Source organism: Brasilonema angustatum (assembly GCF_059505445.1).
Genome location: NZ_JCACKO010000138.1, coordinates 39377 through 57302 on the forward strand (window position 1 = coordinate 39377; position 17926 = coordinate 57302).

The following is a 17926-nucleotide window of genomic DNA, read 5'->3' on the forward strand; positions in this document are numbered from 1 at the left end:
TTTATTGGTGGCGAGTTATTGGTACCTTGGTTATAAATAACCTCCTGAATTTAGTTGAGCATTGTTAAATAGGAACCAGATTGATATCCTTGGATCGCTTCAGTCAATTTCTGCTAATAATTCGTCTAAACCTTCTTGGCTAAACTCAACATCCGGGAAATCAGAAGGAGTGTAACCACCTTCCTCTGGAGAGAAGCAGTGGGAAATAATAGCTTCTAAGGCTTCTATATACTCATGAGCCAGCTGTTTTATAGTTTCCCGACGATGGAATTTCTCGCTGTATTGCCACTCTAATTTCAGCTTTCCATCAACAACTATTCCATTCATATTTAATAAATGGTGGCGTTGTCCTTTGGAACTATGAATAGAACCACTAGACTCTTGGGCATATTTCCATCCCAAGTTTGCTAACTGCGTTTGGTCATATTGACCAAAGTAGTTAAAGCTTACTTGGGCTTGGGCGAGGGCTTGTAATTGATGGCGATCTGCGCTAGCTCTTTCAGAGCCGCTCCGCGAACGCAGCAGCGCTAGCCCCGATAGCGGAAGCGTGCCGTTAGGCATAGGGGGCGCTACGCAAACGCTATCGCTCTCATCTATACTCAAATAACGCAAGATGCCATAACCAATACCCTTATTAGGAATCCGGCGTAGTTGTTCTTTGACTGACTTGAGAACTTCTCCTAAATTATTTTGATTTTCCAGCTTTAACAGCACAGGGAAGATACTGGTAAACCAGCCTACTGTGCGGGATAAGTCCACATCCTCAAACAAGTCCTCTCGTCCGTGACCTTCTAAGTCAATCAGTAAAGAGGGAGAACTTGTCCAACGAGTGAAGGTCTGCACCAACGCCGTTAGCAGCACATCGTTAATTTGAGTGTTGTAAGCTGAGGGAACATCCTGCAACAGAGCGCGTGTCTGTTCTACACTTAGATATGCAGATACAATCTGACTGGAAGCCACAGTGTTATCTTGGGCAACAGCAGTATAATCCAACGGTAAAGAAGCCGTTGGGAACTGCATTGAGTCCTGCCAGTAATCTAGTTGTGAACGGAGTTCTTGGCTACGGGCATAATCCTGCAATCGCATTGCCCAATCCTTAAAGGAAGTTGTTTTTGCAGGTAGTTGGATACTTTTGCCAATTTCTAATTGTTTATATGCATTAGATAAGTCTTCTAGCAAAATTCGCCACGAAATACCATCGACTGCTGTGTGATGGATGACAATGAGTAACCGTCCGGGAGAATAACCCAATTGAAACAGGACGACCCGCATCAGCGGACCATCTGCTAAGTTGAGCATTCTTTGTGCTTCCTCTGCTTTGTTTGCGATCGCCTTTAACTGTTCCGCTTGAGGCAGATGTGATAAATCTACGCTCACTAACGATACCTCATTCCAGGCATCACTGTTGTACTGCTGCCATTGTCCATCCTGCTGTACAAATCGCAAACGCAAAGCATCATGATGGTACACTAACTTGCGTAGTGCCTGCTCTAATAGTTCCGGCAGCAAATTTGCGGGAACTTCTAGCAGAAAAGATTGGTTAAAGTGATGCAGTTCCGGCAGATTTCGCTCAAAGAACCAGTGTAAAACAGGTGTTAGAGGGATAAAACCTGTAACTAACCCTTGTTCTGATTGAACCGAATTAATTGTACCAGCAACACTGGCTAATTCAGCAATTGTTTGGTGTTGAAATATTTGTTTTGGAGTCAATTTTAGTCCATATTGATTAGCTTTGGCAATAATTTGCATACTAATGATGGAATCTCCGCCCAATTCAAAGAAATTGTCGTGGATACCAACTTGTTTAAGTAATAAAATCTCCTGCCAAATCTTGGCTAAGACTTCTTGAGTGTGAGTGTGCGGAGAAACAAAACCTGTTGATTCATCAGACTCAAACTCCGGTACTGGTAATGCACGACGGTCTACCTTGCCGTTGGGCGTAATTGGCAGAACTTCTAGAAATGTGAAGGATGCAGGAACCATGTAACTGGGGAGCTTTGACTTGAGAAACTGGCGTAACTCATTACTGGTAGGCTGTGCCAGTTCTGGGATGATATAGGCAGCCAAACTCTTCACACTAAGTATATCTTCCCTGACGATCGCCACAGCCTCGCGTACTTGGGGGTGTTGAGTTAAAGTAGCTTCAATTTCAGGAAGTTCAATGCGGAAGCCGCGAATCTTAACTTGGTTGTCAATGCGACCCAAATATTCTATATTGCCATCGGCTTGATAGCGAACTAAATCGCCTGTCCGATAAACCCGTCCTTCAGGTGCGAAAGGATTGCAGATGAAGCGTTCTGCGGTCAGGCCGGGACGGTTGAGGTAGCCACGAGCCAAACTCTCACCACTGATGTAAAGTTCTCCAGCTACGCCAATGGGTACAGGTTGTAACAGGGAATCTAAGATATAAACTTGGGTATTAGCGATCGCGCGACCAATTGTAGGTGATAAATAAGTTTGTTGTTTTTTAGGAACAATACCTGATGTTGTAACTACAGTATTTTCTGTTGGGCCGTAATTATTCACCACCTCAAAGGGATGGGAATCTAAAGGATACTGATGCAGTTGATCCCCACCTGTGAGCAAAGTCCGCAAAGCAGAATTTTCTGGCCAAGTTAATGACAGCATTTTTTCAGCCATTGGCGTTGGTAAAAAGCTGATGGTGATTGCTTGCGACAACATCCAGTCTCGCAGCTGCTCAGGATCAATCCGGGTTTCATCATCGGGGAAGTAAATACTAGCTCCTACCGCTAGGTAAGGCCAGATTTCCCAACCACAAGCATCAAAAGCGACTCCTGCAACTTGTGTGGCGCGGTCACAAGAAGACACGGCAAAAGCTTGTTGATGCCAAAAGACGAGGTTTAACAATCCTCGATGTTCAATTTGCACTCCTTTGGGTCTGCCAGTGGAACCGGAGGTGTAAATTACATAAGCGAGATTGTCTGTTGTCGTAGTGTGAGTAAAATTCTCAGTGCTGGTGCTCAAAGCTACTTCACTATCCAGACAAATCACCTGCGCTTTGTGTGGCGGTAGGGTTTTAACTAAACTTTCCTGGGTCAGCAGTACCGATACCTGAGCATCTTCTAGCATGAACGCCAAACGCTCTTGGGGATATGCTGGGTCAAGGGGTACATAAGCACCACCAGCCTTGAGAATCCCCAGCATTCCTACTATCATTAAAGGCGATCGCTCTACACAAATACCCACCAACACATCTGCTTTCACACCCAATGAGCGCAAGTAATGTGCCAATTGATTAGCTTGGGTGTTTAATTGTTGATAAGTCAGTTGTTGATTGCCAAATACCACCGCCACAGCATCTGGGGTACGCTGCACCTGCTCCTCAAACAACTGATGGATACATTTATCTTGAGGATAATTCGTCTGAGTATCGTTCCATTCCACTAATAACTGATGCCTTTGTGACTCAGTTAGCAAAGTTAATTCCCCAACTTTTTGATAGGGATCGCTAACTATTGTTTCTAACAAAGTCTGGAAATGAAGAGTCATCCTAGCAATTGTATCCGCCTCAAACAGATCGCTGTTATATTCCCACGATCCAATTAATCCCTTTTGTGTCTGCCAAATCGAGAGGCTCAAATCGAACTGAGACGTACCCCGTTCTACCATCTCTGGAGTCAGACTAATATCAGGTAACTCTAAAGTATCGAGCGAAAAATTTTCTAAAACAAACACCACTTGAAACAAAGGGTTATAGCCAAGAGAACGTTCCGGCTGTAGTGCTTCTACCACTTGCTCAAATGGTACGTCTTGGTGTGCGTGAGCATTCCAAACAACAGAGCGGACTTGTTCGAGGAATTGAGAGAAACTTGGATTATCTTCGATTTGAGTACGCAACACCAAAGTGTTGACAAAACAGCCGATTAGTGATTCACATTCTTGACGATTGCGGTTAGCAAAAGGCGAACCGATACAAATATCATCTTGACCACTGTAACGATGGAGTAAAATGGCAAAAGCTGCCAGCAGGGTCATAAATAAGGTGACACCTGACTTCTGGCTGAGGGTTGCAAGTTGAGAAGTTAAATGCTCTTCGATTTGAAATTTTTTGGTAGCACCAGAGAAAGTCTGCACTGGAGGGCGCGGATAATCCGTTGGCAACTCCAACAAGGGCGGCGCACCAGCTAACTGTTGTTTCCAGTACTCAAGTTGCTTTTGTTGAACTTCGTTAGTGAACCAGTTGCGTTGCCAGAGGGCAAAATCAGCGTATTGTATCTTTAACTCTGGTAAGGGATTTGGTTCACCTTTAGTAAAAGCGTGATAAAGGGTTTCTAACTCTTTAAAGAATATCCCCATTGACCAGCCATCAGTAATGATGTGGTGTATAGTCAAAATCAACAAGTGAGATTCTGCTTCTTGGCGTAGTAGAGTAGCTCGCAATAAAGGAGCGATACCCAAGTCAAAGGGTTTGCGAACCTCTTGAGTTACTATTTGTTGCAGTGAAGTTGGTGAGAAATTTTGCAAATCTACTACGGGTATGGCGATGGCGCAGAGCGCCCGCTTCGCTAACGCAAAGGTAGGTGATATCGCCTGAAAAGGTATCCCCTCTCTCACCGCAAAGGTAGTTCGTAAAGCTTCATGACGGCGGATAATTTCGTTGATACTCTGTTCTAAGGCTATCACAGAGAGTTTTCCAACAATCCGCACTTGTAGACTTTCATTATAAAATGGGCTTTCCTTATCTAGTTCATGAAGAAACCACATCCTTTGTTGTGCAAAAGATAAAGGCAACTCCCTATCCCTTGCAACTGGCATTAGAGGGAAAGAGGTAGATTGGGTAGCTGTTTGAGCTTCTTTGAGAAAAGCAAGGATTTCTGTTTTGCGCTCTTTAAGTTCCTGCTGGATGGCTGCTGTCATGACTCCTTTAGGAGCGCGACAGCCAAGTTGATCTCCGTCAATCCAGATTTTTACACCCTTGGTTTGCAGGTTAGCTAAAAACTCTTCTGTTATCATATTCTTACTTCCTCATATTCTTCTGCGATTGCCTCAATAGATGCACTCGTCGTATCCTGAGTAACCCCTCGAATCGCTTCAATACTTTGGGCTAAACTAGCGATAGTAGGGGCTTTAAACAAACGCTGTAGAGACAACTCAACAGAGAAATCTTCGTATAACCGAGAAATAATTTGACTAGCTAGCAGGGAATTCCCTCCCAACTCAAAAAAGTTATCGTGAATGCCTAAAAGTGGAACTTTTAGCACTTGTTGCCAATATTGAGCAATTTTGAACTCTATCTCGTTGCGTGGTTCAATGCGGTTCCTAATTTCGTGAGTGTTAATTCCCTTAATGAGGCTCACGCGATCAATTTCGCCGTTTTCGAGACAAGGCATTTGGGGCAGTTGTACCAAGTTGCAAGTACAAGAAGTTCCAAAGCAATCTTGTACTCGCAAGTCTGGTAATTGCACAACTTCGTTACTACTGGCAGTGAAATAAGCAGTTAACTTCTGTAAATTAAAAGCAGACGACTGCCAACGTTGAATGTTTTGGTTGCTCCCATCCAAACCAATAAATAGATGTGTTTGCTGATGTTGTAAGCTTGCAAGCATTGAAGATATTGCTTGAGAAGAAGACATGACATAAAAACCTTTGGCACGAATCAGATTCTTCATTTCATATCCCTGGCTCATCCCTGTCTCATCCCACATACTCCAACTAAAACAATAGCTCTGTAAGGTACTGTTGGAATTTTGATAGTGAGAAAAGCGATCAAGAAAACTATTGGCAGCAGCATAAGCCCCGACTGCAGTGCTACCAAAAAAACCATGTGCCGAAGAAAAATTGATAAAAATGCTGCCCTTATTATCTTTCACCAGTTGATGCAATGCCCAAGCACCCAATACCTTAGGACGCAACACTGCTGCTAAGTTTTCCTTTTGCTCTTCAAGTACAAGCTGCTCGTGAAAAGTTCCAGCTAAATGAATGACTCCGTCCAGATTCTTTCCCCATTGGGAGCTAGCTTTTTCAACTATTATTTGTAACTGTTTTAAGTCACAAATATCAACAGCTTCGTAAATTATCTCTCCTCCAAGCTGTTCTAGTTCTTGATAAGCTTTCAGGCGTTGTGCAATAGTGTCTTCTTTATCTAAATGGATCTTCCAAGTACTTTTATCGGGTATTGGAGTTCGTCCAACCAACAGTAGCTGAACTTGGTAATGTTTCAACAAATAACGCGCAATCTCAATACCTATACCACCGAGTCCTCCGGTGATTAAATAAGTTCCTCCTTGTTTGAAGGTAACTGGAGATTTCGGTTTGTTAGTCCAATCAACTTTTTCCAAACGAGGAACCAAACGCTGTCCATTCCTGTAAGCTACCTCTCGTTCTTTTGAGGAAACTTGCATCTCTTGTAAGATATAAGCTCCATTTTTTTCAACTTCAGCAAAAGGCAAATCGATGTGACGACAGTTCAGTTTTGGTAGTTCTTGGGGAATGGTTTTCAGCAGCCCTAATACCGCTGATTTTTCATAAGCTATTAAATCATCTGAGGAAATAGATTGAGTATGACTGGAAATAAATGATAATTGGACAGAATTGTCAAAACATTGAATTTTGGCTAAAGCTTGAACCAGAAACAATAAACTGTATATTCCATTTTCTTGTGCTTGTTGGAGAGTTTCTTGGCTTGTGATTTCTCCGCTATATTCGTCATAAGTCCAGAGATGAAGAATCTGCCCAATGATAATGTTATCTACTGCCAGAGATTCAAGTAATAGTTCGTAGTCCTTGGCTTGTCCTGGAGTTATTGTGTAGTGTGAGCGATTAATTTGACGAAAATCTTCTCCAGGTGAAACAGTGATGTATGGAAGGTTATGCTCTGATAATATCTGACATAAATATGCCCCCAAGCCAAAAGAATCTAGAAATACTAGAGTGGAGTTAATAACAGTTAAATAAGAATTAAAAGTAATAGGAGATTTGGGCTGCCATACTTGACGGTAGAACCAGTCAGGAATAGTATTAGCGTTACCCAGTAATATATCAATTCGTTTAATAATGGATTGAAAATCACCTGTATTGAAGCGTTGACTCAGTTGCGAGCGCTGGATTTTACCAATGGCAGTTTTAGGAATAATTTTTTGTTCTACTGGAATGAGATAGTCTGGATTGACTCCCACCTTGTTGACAACAGAAGTGCGAATTTCCTTAAGCAGAGTGACTAAATTGTCATCTTCAGAAAGGGAAGTATTGAAAAAGATAGCTAGTTGATCAATATTTATTCCGAATGAGTCTACTGCACAGGCAGCTGTATAAGAAACTTCTACTCCTTTAACTTCTTCAACGGCGGCTTCGATTTCGTGACAGTAGTAGTTAAGTCCATTGATGATAATTACATCTTTCTGCCGTCCAGTAATAGTTAAACGCCCTTGATGGAGAAATCCTAAATCTCCGGTATTAAACCAATCCTCGGGGGTAAAAACTTCTTGGTTTGCCTGTGGATTTTGATAGTAACCACAAGTAACAGATGCACCTTTTACTTGTAAACGCCCAATTGTACCTTCTGTAACTATTTGTTCGTTTTCATCAACAATACGCAGTGAAGCACCAGCAATTGGAGATCCTAGTTCTACAAATAAAGTGTCATCCGATGAAGTTTCTAAAGAAAAGCTATCAGAATAAGTAATACCAGAAGAAGTTTCGCACATCCCAAAGGCTGGATGAATCGCATTCGTTGGTAAACCATGACGGCGAAGCAGCTTTAAAAAACTCCTGGCTACTTTAGTGACAATGGGTTCGCCAGCGTTGATGACAAAACGCATTGATGATAAATTCCACTGTTTTTGGTTAATATCTATCGCACGCTCGCATATCAGCGAAAAGGCAAAGTTAGGTGCCCAACTAATCGTAGCTTGATGTTTATCAATCAAATCTAGCCACAAGAGCGGATTTTGCACAATTAAGCTAGTAGGCACATGGATTTGTTGACAACCCAGACTAACAGCCATGATACTAAGAGAAACTAGCGCACCGACATGATCCAAAGGCATCCAGTTTAAAACGCTTTCCTGGCTGGAGAAATGACCCATTAAAATTAAGCCAGTTGTCATACTCAATAGATTGTGGTGATTCAACATCACACACTTGGGTATACCAGTGCTACCAGAAGTCAAAAACAAAATGGCTAAATCCTCTGGCTGACTTTGATGCAGGTTGAAATCTGGTTCACATTCACGCAATTTCTCAATAGTTGCAACTTGAAAGTTTTCTAAATTCAAAAACTTTGATAAATCATCAATGTTGTCAGCTAAAGAAGCACTCGTCAGTACAAGAGGTTTCCCCAGCATCTGCCAAGTATTTTGTAGTTTGCTTGCGGTACTGTTGGTTGGCTCATAAGTTGAGGCGATGGAGATTGGCACTGGGACAAAACCTCCTAGTACGCAACCCCAAAAAGCACAGATGAAATCTTGATTATCTTCTATTTGAAAAATGACTTTATCAGCTCGATTGAGTCCTAGGTTTCTCAATCCAGCTAAAATCCGTTGAGCATCCTGCCATAATTTCCGATAAGATTGAACTTTTTCGGTACTATCAGGCTGAATGTAGATAATACCTTTAGTTGAACTCTGGGCGGCTCTTTGCAGTACTTGTGCTAAAGTTTTGGGAGCGTCTTCGGAGTATTGCAGTGGTTCCCCATGACTAATGGCTAGCTTTTTTGATTTGGACGAGTTCAAGTTTTCTATCTTGTGACTCTTGTTAGTTGCTTGTACCTTTTGCTGAGTATTTTCAGGAGCAATCTGAGTTCCGCCTAGCAAATCTTCTAAATGTACGGGAGGAATTCTTTTAACGTGGGGTTCAACAACCACTGCAACACGTTCAATTTCTGACAATGACTCTAATTGCTCCTCTTGGCGACGCATTAAGTCAGTGTCAATAACTTCTAAAGAAGCTAGAGTAATTTCATCTACCTGCCCTGCATCTGTTAAGGGTATGGTGGAAACTGCTACGAATGCTGTGGGTATCAATTCGGTAGGCAGAATTGTTTGCAGGTGAGACAACAATTGTTCTGGTACAAATAAGCCTGATGGAACTATATAGGCAACTAATTCCTGTTTTAACTTTTCTGTTTTTTTCTTTCTTACTACACAATCATCTACAGCCAAACTCGACCGGATAGCAACTTCTATTTCTTTACATGTAAAACTTTGATGACTTGATTTTGCAAAAAGTTGACTATCATTATCTAACTGCATTAGCTTATATATCCTTCTTAAAGTCCGTTCTTTGAAAATTAAGATTACCTAACTGCCATACAGTATGAATGACGTAGGAAATGGCATTTAAACCTCACCCATATTCACAGTTATTCACCAACCTCTGATTTTGAAGTAATTAGCGGTTCTATCACTTGCCGTTCCCTGTAACTCAGAGCCGCCTTACTTATGCGCTTTCCTTACCATCTACATCTGTGTGGCTGGTAATAAAAGCATGATAAGCGATAGTTTATCAGGTACTCATAAACTTTTTTTCTTGATATCCCCCATCCTAGCTGCTATTCTACAATTTTCCGTAATTAGCTTTGTAAGCTTTCTTACAACACCCCCCCACTGTAAAAACATCTTTTGAATTTTAGCGTATAAATCATCTCAGCTTCACAAAAAAAATGCAACTGTACTTAACTTAAGACAGTTAAGCAGATATGTAAATGGACAGTTAAGACAGTTAAGCAGATATTTAAAAGAATTAAAAAATCATTAAAACAATGAATTAAGAATAGTTATAAACTATTACTTATTTGCAGCTAGGGCGTGTCTGCAAAGTCACAACTAGAGTATGATGTGCTGCGATAGGCTCGTAAAGTAGTTTTTAGCGCGCTTTATCCTATGGTGTAACTACACAACGGAATGATTTAAGTTGGTAGAGTAGACTTTCTACTTGGGATACCAACTACTGCATCAATATATTTACACACTTTTTGATACCGCATAACTCTACTCCAACTACGCAATTATACATATACCAAACTATCAATCTGCTTTAGTTGGGTATTTTTCAGAAATAAAAGGAATCTATCCCACTAATAAAATCCTTTGAATCCATATATGGATGGTTGCGAGGTCAATGAAGGAATCAAAATATACTTTTTGACGTTCCCATCGGACAGCTAAACAACGATACTTACGTTGATACCACGCAAAACAACGTTCCTGCTGGAACCTTGGAACTGATATTTTAATCGGTCTACCCCTATTTTTCTTAGTTTTCCAAGCTCGTTTTGGTATTTGAGGTCTAATTCCCCGCTTGCGTAAAGCAGCACGTTTATCCTTTGAATCGTAACCTTTGTCAGTCGCTAACACCTTCAGCCTTTTACGTGGTCTGCCAGGTTTTAAAGTTTTAAGTTTGACTTTATCTAACAGTGGGAATACTTGCTCTCTCTCATTTCCGTTGGCTGCAGTTGTACAGTTAGCCAAAGGCATACCATTCCCCTCGGTCAGTGTATGGATTAAAACGCCTTTACCCTTCCCTCCATAAGCAATATCCTCACCTCCTCCCTTTCCAGGGGGAAAAAGAGCCGTCAACAGCCCCAAAATCCCAATTTATCAAGCCTCTCTCATCCGCCAGCGCCAATATACGTGCTTTTAAATGTTCAAATGTTCCATCTGAGCGCCACCGCTTTAACCAGCGATGAGACGAACTTTTAGATGCCCATATATCTCCCCTTGGTAAATCACACCATCGACACCCTGTAATTAGAATGTACAATACACTATTTAATACATGACGATACGGTGCATGAGGCATTCCTTTTCCACGCTTAGATGGCTCTAACGGGAATACATCATCAAAAAGCTTCCATTCAAGGTCACTTAATCCTTCAAAACGCCCAGCCATGAACAAATACACCCTTCTTGTACAAGAAGAGATTATCATCTTTTGGCATTAGTGGGATAGGTTCCTGACTTTGACTGTTATTTAGCTCATTTGGCAGTACTTTTTTTTACAATAGGGCAACGGATTCTACGACGGCAGGGTTGCCCTCTACTATGTTCTATAGCAAGTTTTTGAGGAGCATTGGGAATGACAGCAGCAACAGACCCCGTAAAGTTGAGCAAGCAGGAAGTTGGCAAAGCCGCTGCCGCCCTGGTAGAATCAGGTTCTATTGTTGGGTTGGGTACGGGGTCAACGACAGCGTACGCAATTGAGTTTATAGGCGATCGCCTCAAATCAGGCGAACTCAAAGATATCGTTGGTGTCCCCACTTCGTTTCAAGCAGAAGTGCTGGCGAAGCAGTATGGTATTCCACTCACCACCCTAGACGCTATTGACCACATTGATATTGCAATTGATGGTGCAGATGAAGTTGATCCACAAAAAAATTTGATTAAAGGTGGCGGTGCAGCACATACCCGCGAAAAGGTAGTAGATTATTTCGCCAGCCGATTTATTGTCGTTGTAGATGGTGCCAAATTAGTTGACCGACTGGGTTCTGTTTTTCCAGTTCCTGTAGAAGTAATACCAATGGCAGTTGGTCCCGTCACGCTGGCACTTGAAAAACTTGGTGGCAAACCAGAACTGCGTATGGGTGTGAGAAAAGCTGGTCCAGTGATTACCGACCAAGGCAATATGGTTATAGATGTCAAATTTGACACTATTGATGACCCAGAAAATCTCGAAAAAATATTGAATAATATTCCTGGCGTCTTGGAAAATGGTATCTTCGTCAACTGTGCTGATGTGGTGTTAGTAGGCGAAGTCAAAGATGGTCAGCCTGTCGTCAGGCAATTGTAGCAGTTTGAAATGAGTATAGGGGTGCACAGGCGCTGCGGCCTTGCGCCCACATGGGAGAAATTCAAAATGTACCTACGGACACCCTGCGCAAAGTGTTCAACTGCTGTCCACGAGAAAAGATAGGGGTGTGAGGGTGTAAGGGTGTAAGGGTGTGGGGGAATAAGAGAATAAGAAAATAAATGCATTTTCCCTACACCCCTATACCCCTATACCCCTTTGAAACCCTTGTTAAATCTTGCTGTGAGTATGTGGCTATACAAAACCACAAGTCAGTTTATTATTTTCGTATTTAATCTTGTCTATAAGTATTATTTTTCACCTCCATAAACCAAATTTTTTCTAGAGTGGCAATTCTTCTGCGGTAAACAGTAGTACGGTATTTTTTATAAGTAATTATTCCTAGTAACATAAACAGAGGAAGGGAGATGATAGACAACCCTATGAGATTATTACTATAAGCATCAGTAGAACCCTGAGAGTGAGTATTTAAGGGGTCAGTTGTTGGCTGAGTGCTAGAGTAATGTGGCATTAATACCTCCAAAGATATATAGTTCTACTAATAAAGCTTCAAGGGGAACGTTTTATTTTTCGCACAAGTTGAGGATTTTCCGGATGTATCCAGACTCTGCTTACTAAAACAATGAGCACTCTCCAGTCTATGAAGTCAAAAAAAGGGGTGTAGGAGAAATCAAGAGCACAAGGCAGATGAGAAACAAGGCAGATGCGGGGTTGGGTAAAACAAGCGAAAAATCTGCCAAGCGCGTTTGCGCTAGCCCCTAAGAGGGGCTAGCGGTGAGGGGGTCATTGCCCTTATGGGTACAGTTTGCACTTACGGACACGCTGCTTTGTATGGTACAGGCATACAAAGCAGCGTCTTGTAGACCAGAGATCGAAAGGGTTCTCCCGTTCAGTTCTGTTGCGCTGTTATACCCCACTTAATTCATTCTGAATTCTGACTTCTGACTTCTGACTTCTGTTTTATAATTTCTTCTCCAATATTTAAGTTTATCCATAGAAATTGATTTAGTGACAACATTCACTCCAGTTCCTCGCCAAGCAACTTCTGAATCTGTTGTAAAAACAGCACATTCTAATTGATCTAGCTTAATATTCCAATACTCACTAAATCTGCTTTTCAAAGTAATGACTTGCTCAAAGACTTTATTTCTATGCTTATTTCTTCTTTTCCTTTCTGTTGCTCCTGTTGCTTCTGTATCAATAAATTTTGTTTCTATTAAGAAAATATTACCGAAGGAACTTAGATAAACGAAATCACACTTACCCAAATCTGTATAGTCAGCGATTGGCGACTTTTCAAATAACAGTAATTCACAGCAGAAAGGAAATATCTGTTCGATATTCAAGAACAAATAAGCCTGCAATAGGAGTTCGTTATCGTAAGGAAAACTCACAACACCCTCAAAAAATCTTTTAATCTCTTCCTGAGATTGGGGTTGAATTCTTTTACAATGTACAACAAAATTCTTTACCTCATCTGCGATCATGCAGTTTTCGTCTCCTCCTCCTTATTAACACACACTTATCATGCATCAAAATATACACTGTATTTTAAAAACAAAACATCCGCATAAGTAATGAAAAAACGAGCCTATTTTCATTTACTTACGGTAAATTATTGAGAGCATAATTGTATTTATTACATCTTTTTTATAAGTGTTAATACGTAAAAACGGTGACATCCTGACCCTCTGGTAGTAATGCCATTTCACCAAATGCCTGATACAAATGATTTTTCTCCAATTCTTTCCCCCCACTGCCTGCTAGAATTTACAGCAATTTTCGGGTAAATAAACCACGTTGTAAGGGCGTAGCAGCCTTATAGAAGATTGTGGTTCAAATAGACGAAAAATGTTGTAATATTTTTGCACACATGCAGGACTAATCACTAATTAACCTGACTTGATATTACAGATCATCAGATTCTCGACTTCTTGGAGAAGTCGGGAATCTTGCAACCTCTAGCAATTAATGACATGAACCACAATCGCTCTTTGATTAAACATCAGCAAGCGATTGTGGATAAGCAGAGAATCTAGCATTTTGAAGAGCCTGAACAGTTGTTCTAGAATCTTGCACCCAAAATTGTCGTCCAAAACGGACAAGTTGACGGGAAGTTCCGGCTTGTATAATTCCTATAACTGGAACTTTTGCTTTTTCTCTGTCTCCTGAGTATTCTTGCAAAATTGTTCTGAGGCGATGTTGTTCTTCAATTGTGGCTGCTTGTTGAGGATTCAATTGCACCATCACCAACTGTACTGTTTCTACTAATTCTACGTCTTCAACAATCAATTGATTTTGGTCGTCGCGTCGGTCTACTTTACCCCAAATAATTAACCTAGAATCAATTTGGAGCAGAGAATGAATCCGCTCGTAAATTTTAGGAAAAACGATCGCTTCTAATTGTGTGGTTAAATCTTCTATTTGTAAAATAGCCATTGGATCGCCTTTTTTGGTCATGACTTTCTTAACACCGTTGAGCATGACAACCGCACAAATAGCACTTTCTTCTTTCTGTTCCCCAAGCTGCGAAAGATTAATTGGAGCTAGAACACGTGCTGAATTGCGAATAGCTTTGAGTGGATGATCTGATACATAAAATCCCAAAAGCTCCTTTTCCATTTGCAACTTTTTCTGTGGGGGAAAATCAGGAACTTTTTGAGCTTTGGGAGCTATATCAAAGCTATTTTGGTTTTTATTAGTAGTAACGGCAGTAGAAAATGCACCACCGAACAAATCAAAGAGATTTCCTTGTCCGCTCGCTCTGTCTCTAGCACGAGATTGTGCCCAGTCGTATACTAGTTCTAAATCGTGAAGTAACTGGTTGCGATTGGAGTCAATTGTGTCAAACGCTCCACAAGAAATCAGCGCTTCTAAACTACGGCGGTTGACAGCACGCAAATCCATGCGATCGCAAAAATCAGCTAGAGACTTAAACTCGCCTCCTTCTTCTCTGGCTTTCAAAATACAGGCGATTGCGTTCTGTCCCACATTACGAACAGCGGACAATCCAAACAAAATGTTGTCATCTGACGGTGTAAAATCTACACCAGAGCGATTAATATCTGGCGGCTCTATATGAATATTCATATTTGCGCAGCTGGAAATATATTTCTGCACCTTGTCTGTGTCATCGCTGTTAGCCGTCAACAGCGCCGCCATGTATTCCAACGGATAGTTCGCTTTTAAGTACGCAGTTTGATATGTGACATAAGCATATGCCGTTGAATGGGATTTATTAAAACAATTAGAAGCAACCAAGCCATCTTTAATAACAAAATTATGGTCGCGCTCTACCCCAATGTCATAGACATTTTGCGTCCCTAAACTTTTTCGAGTTACAATTTTAACCATTTTCTTAGCCCCTAAAAGCTATAAAATCAATTAATTTCTAAAATTGTCAAAAGCGTGTAACGCCCATTTTGACAGAAACTAAGGGTGTAAGGGTGTAAGGGTATAAGGGAAAGAGGGAATTTTTCTTTTGGTGCACTCCTATCCGCCTACGCCCCTAGTTGTTGACAGAAATAAAATTAGTTCACTCCAATTGACTTTTAAATAGAATATCTGCACATTTGAATCAAGTGGGCAGAAGTCGTCAAAGTGTACTAAAATCAAGGACTTGAGTCGTAATATAAAGTAATCATGGCGTCCATCCGCGAGTTGCACACACAGCTAATTAACAAAGAACGCTCTGCAGTTGAAATTACTCAAGAAGCACTAGAGCGCATTCAAGCATTAGAGCCGAAATTGCACAGTTTTTTATGCGTGACTGCCCAGAGGGCATTAGAGCAAGCGCAGCAAGTGGATGCTAAAATCACCGCTGGGGAAGAAATCAGCATACTCACAGGGATACCGATTGGAATCAAAGATAATCTGTGTACCAAAGGAATTCCCACCACCTGCGCCTCTCGAATTCTAGAAAATTTTGTACCACCTTATGAATCAACTGTCACCCAAAAACTGGCAGATGCTGGTGCGGTGATGGTAGGTAAAACAAATTTGGATGAGTTTGCGATGGGAGGTTCCACAGAAAACTCTGCCTTTAAACTCACGGCTAATCCTTGGGATTTGTCGCGGGTTCCAGGAGGTTCTTCTGGTGGTTCCGCAGCAGCAGTCGCAGCAGGAGAATGTGTTGTTTCTCTGGGTTCTGATACTGGTGGTTCGATTAGACAACCAGCCTCTTTCTGTGGTGTTGTGGGAATGAAACCAACTTATGGACTCGTTTCTCGCTATGGCTTGGTGGCTTTTGCTTCCTCTTTGGATCAAATTGGACCATTTGCACGTACAGTGGAAGATGCAGCTATATTATTGAAGGCGATTGCCGGTTACGATTCCAAAGACTCCACTAGCCTGAAAGTCGAAATACCTGATTACACCGCCAACTTAAAACCAGAACTTCCTAAAGGAAAGCTCAGAATTGGTGTCATCAAAGAAACTTTTGGTGAAGGTTTGGACTCACAAGTTGAAGAAGCTGTCAACAAGGCGATTAAACAATTAAAAGAGTTGGGAGCAGAAATTCAAGAAATTTCTTGTCCTCGGTTTCGGTATGGCTTACCCAGCTATTACATTATTGCTCCATCTGAAGCATCGGCAAACCTAGCTCGTTACGATGGCGTCAAGTATGGCTACCGCGCTCCTGATGCAGATAACTTGATATCAATGTATGCTCGCACCCGCGCCACTGGTTTTGGTGCAGAAGTCAAACGCCGGATTATGATTGGAACTTACACCCTTTCTGCTGGTTATTACGATGCTTATTATCTCAAAGCTCAAAAAATTCGCACCCTGATTAAGGAAGACTTTGAAAAAGCTTTTGAGAAAGTTGATGTTTTAGTTTGTCCGACAGCTCCCACCACTGCATTTAAAGCAGGGGAAAAAACTTCAGATCCATTAAGTATGTACTTAATTGACTTGATGACTATTCCCGTTAATCTTGCGGGTTTACCGGGTATAAGTATCCCATGCGGTTTTGATAACAATGGGCTACCAATTGGTTTACAGCTTATCAGTAATGTACTACGAGAAGACCAACTGTTTCAAGTCGCTTATGCTTATGAGCAGTCAACGAGTTGGAAAGAGCGATCGCCGCAATTATAGTCATTTATATTAGTAGTGATGAGTAGTGACTCATCACTATTGACTATTCACTGTTTCTGGGGTGAATGTCACTTGCTTGACACTACCCACACCTCCTAATGGTGTTGGTTGCTTCTTATTAGTAGAAATCAATACCGCACCAGCATTACCAGAGCGAACCATCAACTCTTTTTTTGCTGTCCAGGTTTTCTTTTCTCCCTTGTTTAATTCCCCTTCAAACTCAGTTTTGCCATCTACTTTCACTCGTACCCATGATTTGTCCTGAAGCTCAAGAGTGACTTCGACTGGAGTTGTTGTCTGTGCTTGCAAAGATGGAGTTGGGGTTATATTAGTTAGTGTAGGTAATGGAGTTGGGGTTATAGTAGTTGTTAGTGCAGGTGATAAAGCCTTGGTTTTTGATGAAGTGACACGTGGACTTGCTTTTGGTTTGGAGGATGTTAATGATGAAGTCACAGTTGCAGATTTCGCTTTTTGTTCAGCAGCAAGCGGCGACAAGTTGTTTTGACTAGAAGATTGAACTGAACGTTGTGGATTGAGAAGATAAAATAGTCCCAAGGAAGCGACAGCTAATAACAGGACGTAAGGTACAAAAAGAGGTATATATATGGTTGGTTTCTCATCTACCACTTGATTATCATGATTTGATTCCTCAGGAGTCAAACAAATATTTGCAACACTTTGTGCTAAAGCCGCACCGTCAAGTCCTATAGCATCTCCATAGTGACGTATAAATCCTTGGACATAAATTGATTCGGGTAATTCTTCAAATCGCCCTTCTTCCATGGCTTGTAATATGGCGGGTCGAATACGTGTGTAAGCTGCGAGTTCTTCTAGACGTACTGATCTTTCCTCTCGTACTTTCCGTAGATGTGCAACTATTTCTGCTAGTTGCTCCTCTTGATCTTTATTTAACAGCTTCACTATCTTCTCCTTGTTTATTGTTAATGTTTTCCCATTCAATCACAAGATACTTAATTTTATGTACACTTTTTAACTCATCTTATTTTAAATCATTTTTGATAACTCATTCCTCACTTCCTCTTGATAGAGTTCTTTTGTTAGGCTA

10 protein-coding genes are annotated in these 17926 nt (G+C 41.3%); 2 read left to right on the forward strand and 8 right to left on the reverse strand.

Going from position 1 to position 17926, the window contains the following annotated elements:
- Positions 1-99: 99 nt before the first annotated feature.
- The 4 genes from AC5JM2_RS26385 to AC5JM2_RS26400 form a co-directional block, all read right to left on the reverse strand.
- Positions 100-4974 (reverse strand): amino acid adenylation domain-containing protein, encoded by a 4875-nt coding sequence (locus AC5JM2_RS26385; RefSeq protein ID WP_495837781.1) that lies wholly within the window; start codon positions 4972-4974, stop codon positions 100-102.
- Positions 4971-9209 (reverse strand): SDR family NAD(P)-dependent oxidoreductase, encoded by a 4239-nt coding sequence (locus tag AC5JM2_RS26390; protein ID WP_495837782.1) that lies wholly within the window; start codon positions 9207-9209, stop codon positions 4971-4973. The genes AC5JM2_RS26385 and AC5JM2_RS26390 overlap by 4 nt, the downstream gene beginning before the upstream one ends.
- 816 nt (positions 9210-10025) lie before the next feature.
- A complete protein-coding gene (locus AC5JM2_RS26395) occupies positions 10026-10544 on the reverse strand; it encodes a transposase (protein WP_495837783.1) in 519 nt (172 codons plus the stop codon).
- A complete protein-coding gene (locus AC5JM2_RS26400; RefSeq protein WP_495837784.1) occupies positions 10498-10848 on the reverse strand; it encodes a transposase in 351 nt (116 codons plus the stop codon). Before AC5JM2_RS26400 ends, AC5JM2_RS26395 begins: the two co-directional genes overlap by 47 nt.
- Positions 10849-11034: 186 nt before the next feature.
- On the opposite strand from AC5JM2_RS26400, the gene rpiA reads away from it, so the two are divergent.
- Complete coding sequence (gene rpiA / locus AC5JM2_RS26405; RefSeq protein WP_495837785.1) at positions 11035-11745, forward strand: ribose-5-phosphate isomerase RpiA; 711 nt, start codon at positions 11035-11037, stop codon at positions 11743-11745.
- Between the two features lie 289 nt (positions 11746-12034).
- Here the strand turns inward: rpiA and AC5JM2_RS26410 are convergent, their stop codons facing one another.
- From AC5JM2_RS26410 to AC5JM2_RS26420, 3 genes are all read right to left on the reverse strand, one after another.
- A complete protein-coding gene (locus AC5JM2_RS26410) occupies positions 12035-12274 on the reverse strand; it encodes a hypothetical protein (protein ID WP_495837786.1) in 240 nt (79 codons plus the stop codon).
- 406 nt (positions 12275-12680) lie between these two features.
- Positions 12681-13250, reverse strand: coding sequence for a hypothetical protein (locus AC5JM2_RS26415; protein WP_495837787.1), 570 nt, complete (start codon positions 13248-13250; stop codon positions 12681-12683).
- 511 nt (positions 13251-13761) lie between these two features.
- Complete coding sequence (locus AC5JM2_RS26420) at positions 13762-15117, reverse strand: helix-hairpin-helix domain-containing protein (protein ID WP_495837788.1); 1356 nt, start codon at positions 15115-15117, stop codon at positions 13762-13764.
- 288 nt (positions 15118-15405) lie between these two features.
- On the opposite strand from AC5JM2_RS26420, the gene gatA reads away from it, so the two are divergent.
- Positions 15406-16860 carry an Asp-tRNA(Asn)/Glu-tRNA(Gln) amidotransferase subunit GatA gene (gene gatA / locus AC5JM2_RS26425; RefSeq protein ID WP_495837789.1) on the forward strand — a complete coding sequence of 485 codons (1455 nt, stop codon included), beginning with the start codon at positions 15406-15408 and terminating at the stop codon, positions 16858-16860.
- A 36-nt stretch (positions 16861-16896) separates the two neighbouring features.
- Here gatA and AC5JM2_RS26430 read toward each other — a convergent pair whose 3' ends face one another.
- Positions 16897-17781, reverse strand: coding sequence for a helix-turn-helix domain-containing protein (locus AC5JM2_RS26430; RefSeq protein WP_495837790.1), 885 nt, complete (start codon positions 17779-17781; stop codon positions 16897-16899).
- Positions 17782-17926: the final 145 nt, after the last annotated feature.